The sequence below is a fragment of the Bacteroides caecigallinarum genome, assembly GCF_021530995.1.
Lineage (GTDB): Bacteria > Bacteroidota > Bacteroidia > Bacteroidales > Bacteroidaceae > Phocaeicola > Phocaeicola faecigallinarum.
In genome coordinates, this window is sequence record NZ_JADYTF010000153.1 from 1 (window position 1) to 6,203 (window position 6,203).

2 protein-coding genes are annotated in these 6,203 nt (G+C 36.9%); one reads left to right on the forward strand and one right to left on the reverse strand.

Features of this window, described 5'->3' with window-relative positions:
- The first annotated feature begins 29 nt into the window (after positions 1-29).
- Positions 30-3,647: a hybrid sensor histidine kinase/response regulator transcription factor gene (locus tag I6E24_RS14970; RefSeq protein WP_235329372.1), complete on the forward strand. Its 3,618-nt coding sequence runs from the start codon at positions 30-32 to the stop codon at positions 3,645-3,647.
- Between the two features lie 88 nt (positions 3,648-3,735).
- Here the strand turns inward: I6E24_RS14970 and I6E24_RS14975 are convergent, their stop codons facing one another.
- On the reverse strand, positions 3,736-6,072 hold the full coding sequence (locus I6E24_RS14975; RefSeq protein ID WP_394800418.1) for a TonB-dependent receptor: 2,337 nt from the start codon (positions 6,070-6,072) through the stop codon (positions 3,736-3,738).
- Between the last annotated feature and the right edge of the window lie 131 nt (positions 6,073-6,203).

The following is a 6,203-nucleotide window of genomic DNA, read 5'->3' on the forward strand; positions in this document are numbered from 1 at the left end:
ACATAACTGAGAGTTCAGACTCGATATTTATGAGAAATGATAAGATAGAATATTCTAAAAAGAATCTTGAAGTAATATATACTGATCCTAACTCCAATAATACATTTCTAGCTTCATCCGATGGAAAAGTCCTATCATTAGATACTAATAACAAAAAAGTCAAATATATTTGTACTATACCATTAGAAAAACAATTCAGTATTTCTTCTTTATTCTATGATATGGGACAACTATGGATTACAACCTTAGAAGAAGGTATATTCCTTTATGATATGGTATCACAAAAACTACAACACTGGACTTCACCCAATAACGGAAATCCCGATCAACTTTCTCACAATGATGTGTATCAGATACTGCCATTTGATGAAGGGAAATATATAGCTTTGACATGGAATGGTTATACTATGTTTGAACGAATGAATGACAACACTTATCGATTGAATGCTCACCATTTTCCTTACAGTCAGTATCAATATGCCGAAACACGTATGAAAACAGGATTCTATGACAAAGAAGGATTGATATGGATAGGGACTGAAGGTGGTGGTATTCTTTATGCTGATTTAAGAGAAATTTTCTATAAACAATACATTCAGAAACATGCCAATGAAATCAGCAGTATACTAATGGACAACAAAGACTATATTTGGCTAACAACATTTCACAAAGGTCTTATGCGAAGTATTGAACCGTTTGACTTAAAGAAACAATTGGATTTTGAAAAGATTAATATTCCTCAATTTAAAACAGAGACCCTACTGAGCGGAGTAAGTTCTTCCAATAATAAACTATGGTTTGGTACATCAGAAGGAACACTGATGCGCATTGATCCAACTGACGGGAAATGTCTTGACTATATATCACTACATCATCCGTTACGGCTTAAAACTAATATATGGAGTATACTTCCAATATCCGAGGATGAAGGATATGCAGGTACAGAAAGCGGACTTTTCTATATCAACTGGAGAAAACACGAATATAAATTCGTTGACTGGAAAAACAGTATTCAAGAATCAAGTACCTCTATAAGGGCCATTACTATTGACAATACCAAAAGGTTGTGGATAGGAACTTACAATGGGTTAGTAATGCTTCAACCTTCTGAAAGCAATCATAATACATTCTATCAAAGAAAAGACTATGAGAAAGACTTCGATAAGTCTATAACATATAAAGAAATACGTGCTTTGTATAAAGATTCAAACGATATATTATGGATTGGATATTCAGGTAGCGGGCTTGCAAAATTTTCATTATCGGAAAATAAAATTGTAAATCTGTACACTACAGAAGACGGTCTGTGCAGCAACTTCATAACTGCGATAACCGAAGACGAGAACCAATACATCTGGATAGGATCAAACTCTGGAATATCACGATTCAGCAAACATGTCAATTCATTCTACAACTACTATATATCCGGGAGTAACAGATCCGTTTATGCAAAAAATGGATTGTTATTTTGGGGTAATCATAGTGTGCTAACCTATTTTAATCCACAAAAGTTAAATATTGATTATACAGCTAAACAAGGTAAAGTTTATTTCACTGATTTGGAAGTAAATCATGTACCGGTCAAGATAAATGACACTATAAACAATCAGGTCATTTTAAAAGAAGCTTTGAACTATACAGAGACTATAAAATTAAATTACGACAATAGAAATTTCTCTATATCATTTACCAATTTATCATATCTAAACAAACAACAAAAATATCTTTACCGTCTTTATCCATATCAGAATAATTGGATAATTACAAATGAGGCGAACAAGATCTCATACGATCATGTTCCTGCCGGTGAATATACTTTTCAAGTAAAAACTATCTTTCAAAATCAGAAAGTAGGACCATTATGCGAGATGAAATTCATTATCACCCCGCATTGGAGCGAAACTGTGTGGTTCCGTCTGATAATAACATGTATTGTCTTCATATTAATCATTATGGCAATACGCTATTTCTATATCAAACAGAAAAGGAAGCAACATGAATTAAAATTAGAGCATGAGCTTTCTATCGCAAAAATGGAACGTGACCAGGAAATTGAACTTAGAAAAGAACGTGAATCATTCTTTACTACTACTGCACACGAATTACGTACACCACTTACACTTATCATTTCGCCACTACAGGATTTATTAAACAGAATAAATTCTTCACATCCATTTTATGGAAAACTGTCACTTATATTAAAATATGCTTTAGGTCTACAGACACAGACTGACAGACTTCTTTATATTCAAAAGATAGAGGCCGACATGGTGAAACTACAATTATCTGAAATAAACATAAATCATTTATTGGATGATATCGCACAAGATTTTGTTATACTGGCTCAGAAACAAAATATAAATTATGAATATAAATCCATTGATAATGATATTCATATATGGGGTGACAGGGAAAAACTTTCCTCTGTAATACAGAATCTTATTTCAAATTCATTCAAATACACGCCTACAGAAGGACATATAACGGTTTCATTAAGCAAAAAAGAAATCGACAGACAATTTTTTGCATGCATAGAGATTGAAGATAGCGGATGTGGTATTGATTCTAAAATAAAAGAAACAATTTTCAACTCGTATGAAACGGGGAACAATACTCCATTATTCTCATCTTCTATAGGTCTGGGACTTAAAATAGCCAAATCCATAACCGAAATGCACCATGGACAAATAAAGGTAAGTAGCGAAAAAGGACATGGAACTACATTCTTTGTATATATACCATTAGGAAAAGAACATTTCAAAACAGACGAATACTGTATTGCCAAAACAGATGAACATACCAAAAGTTATGATGTTGTGCCGACTATAAACGTTTCGGAGAAACAAGAGCCTGATACAGACAGCTATAAGCGAGGTTATACAGTACTTATAGTAGAAGACAACAAGGACATGAGACAATATATATCATCCATTTTCCAGAAAAAATATAAAGTTCTGGAAGCGGAAAATGGAAAATCAGGACTTGATATGGCAGTAAAATATATTCCGGATATAGTTATATCCGATATTATGATGCCTGTTATGGACGGATTTGAATTTTGCTCTCAATTGCGGAACAATCAACAGACAGCACATATACCAATAATCATGCTCACAGCCAAATATGAAGATGAAGATTATATACAGGCATCAGAGTCCGGTGCGGATGATTATATTCGCAAACCTTTTAATCCTGAAATATTGTTGTCAAAAACCGAGCATTTATTAAAAATGCGAAGCAAACTCAAACAAATATACACCAAAGCGTTACTGAATACGCCAAAACAAAAAACAGAAGAAGATACAGACACCCAAAATATTGATCCATTTATGCAACAGATAATAACCTGTATCGAGGCTAATATCAGCAACAGTGACTTTAATGCCAAACAGTTGGCCGAAATTCTGAATATGAGTCAGGCTACTCTCTACCGTAAACTTAAAAAACATACCGACCTGACAGCTGTAGAACTCATACGGAATATGAGAATGACCCAAGCAGCACTGTTAATGACCAGCGGCAAATATTCTATCGTTGAAGTAGCAGAACGGGTAGGTTTCAACGATCTTCCGACATTCAGAAAACATTTTTCTGACATGTTTGGTACATCACCGTCAAAATATAATGAAAGTCATTTAAACGATTAAAACTGAATAAAAAAACGTGGGCAAATTCGAGGTAAAACTTGCCCACGTTTTACCTTAAATTTGCCCACGTTTTTTTAAAACACATAAATCAATATTCAAACGTAATTCCAATGGTTGGAAGAACTGTTCCACTTTCCATCTTTATACTTTTCATTATATAGTGTCCGGGACGGTCAGGGTTCTCAACACCGGTACTCATAAGTGCATCCGGCTGGCGCAGCTTACTGGCTGTAATATTCTGAATATCAAGATAGAAACCAAGCATACACTTTTTCAGATAGAATGTCTTGTCGACTCTGACATCAAGCTGTCCAAATGCCGGAAGACGCTCCATATTATAACGGCTGTAGTCGTAATAAGCACGTCCCTGCACATTCCAGGCTTCTATCAACGATGATTTCTCCTCATCGTATGGAGTAAACGGAGAACCACCTATGGCACATACACGCATTCCCAGACTCCAATTTTTAGGGAAGTTATATGTTCCGCTCATATTGAAGATAAATCTGTTGTCCCATGCTGAAGCTACATACTTATCATCAGCACCGGATTTAAACTCACTTCTGAAAAATGTTAGTGATGAAGACAGGTTAAGCTTCTTTGCCAACAACCATTTGAACATTATTTCAACTCCATATGAACGTCCTTCGGCATCAGATACCAAAAGTTCATTTCCTATAACCCCATAATCGTTTCCCTTGCACGACAAAGGAATATTGTCTGCCACAGATAATGGCATATTGTTATACTTCTTATAGAAACCTTCGGCCGAAAGTTCCATAGTTTCTGTAGGATTCCATGTCAGCCCTATACTTTCTTGCATCACAGATGTATAGTCAAGACCTTTGTTTACATATACACCATCATTATTTTTATAACCCAAAGCTGTGTATGCAGGCAGCTGGTAATAAAGTCCCGCATGTCCACTTAGGAAAAGGCCGTCTATCAGACGATATGAAACAGAAAGACGGGGAGACAACTGCCTCCACAGCTCTTTCATCCTGTCGCTATAGTTATTTCCATCTGTTCGTACACCCAACGAAGCAGTAAAGCTATCATCGGCTGACGTGTAATCGGCCGACGCATATATTCCCCAACGCAACATGTTAAGGCTGGTGTCATAGTTGAATTCACGCAATTCGTCAGTGAATATCTTCTGAAATGTATTATTTGTGTAATGTGTATAATTCAGTTCGAAACCAGCGTTCATCTTCCATGAATTCCATTCGGATGTATTTTCCACCCTCAGTTTTGTTTCCTGCTCAACTGACCCCAAATCAAGATTAAGATTATCAGGATTGCTGTCGTCATTGTTCTGATATTTGAAATTGCGGTTATGCAGATAGCTGTGACTCAATGTTACAGACTGTACATGATTTCCGGCATAATGGCGGTATACTCCTCCTAAAGTGAAAGTTTCCTGTTCGATGGTAGGTAGATAGCTCAACAAATATTCGGCATAATCACCGTCAATGTCCATATTCAGCTTCATACGGTCAAGTCCTCCAAGCCCAAGGACTGTAAGCTCGTTTTTATCGTCAAACCTTGTCTTGATTTTAAAAGATGCGTCAGTATAGGCTGGCAGGAAAGGTAGTCCCAATATCTTAAAAAGCATTTGAAGATAAGACTGGCGCACAGAAACCAGATATGATGTTTTATCGCCAATATGTCCATTGGAGCTGAGCGAAACCTCAGATGCCCCTAAAGTGGCTTTCAATGAATTACGGTCCATACTTCCATCACGAAGGCTGAAATCAAGTACAGAACTCAGGGCATTGCCTCGATGAGCAGGAAATGCACCACTATAGAACTTCACATTACGTATCAAATCGGCATCTATCAGACCTACAGGTCCTCCAGACGCTCCCTGCGTACTGAAATGGTTTATATTTGGAATCTCTACTCCATCAAGATAGAATCTGTTTTCGGATGGTCCACCACCACGCACAATGAGGTCATTTCTATATCCTATAGGCGAAAAGGCTACACCGGGATAGTTCTGCACCACACGGGAAATATCACGGTTGGCTCCGGGAGCTTTCTCTATTTCCTGCAAACCTATAACTCGCAAGCTGACAGGACTTTCTGCAACCCTACGGAAAGGAGATGCAGTTACTGTAACCTCGGATATGGATGTACTTTCCTCCTCCATTTCTATATTAATGTGCGGGGTAATATGATTCACACGATATTCCTCGGTAAAAACTGTTTTATAGCCTATGGTTGATGCACGAAGCTGATATATCCCGGGAGGAACAGAGTTGATAGTAAAATTACCGTTTATATCGGTAGATGCCCCTACGTTAAGTCCTACCACCAATACATTGACAAATTCCAGAGGTTCACGCGTAGTTTTGCTGATGACTGTCCCCTTAATCTGATAATTCTGCGCACATATTGCAAGAGAAACAACAGACAACAACAATCCAAATTATTACTGTCCGCTAAAAGTTCATACATCATTATAATGATAGGGCCGTCCTCCGATTTTGGAAGTCAGCCCTATTTTGGTTATCTTTGAGTCACCACACTAAAAGTTTAACCATGAGCAAAAGT

What these genes read in the sequence shown, in the direction of transcription:
- I6E24_RS14970 (WP_235329372.1), top strand. Translation starts at nt 30, where the DNA reads ATGAGAAATGATAAGATAGAATATTCTAAAAAGAATCTTGAAGTAATA.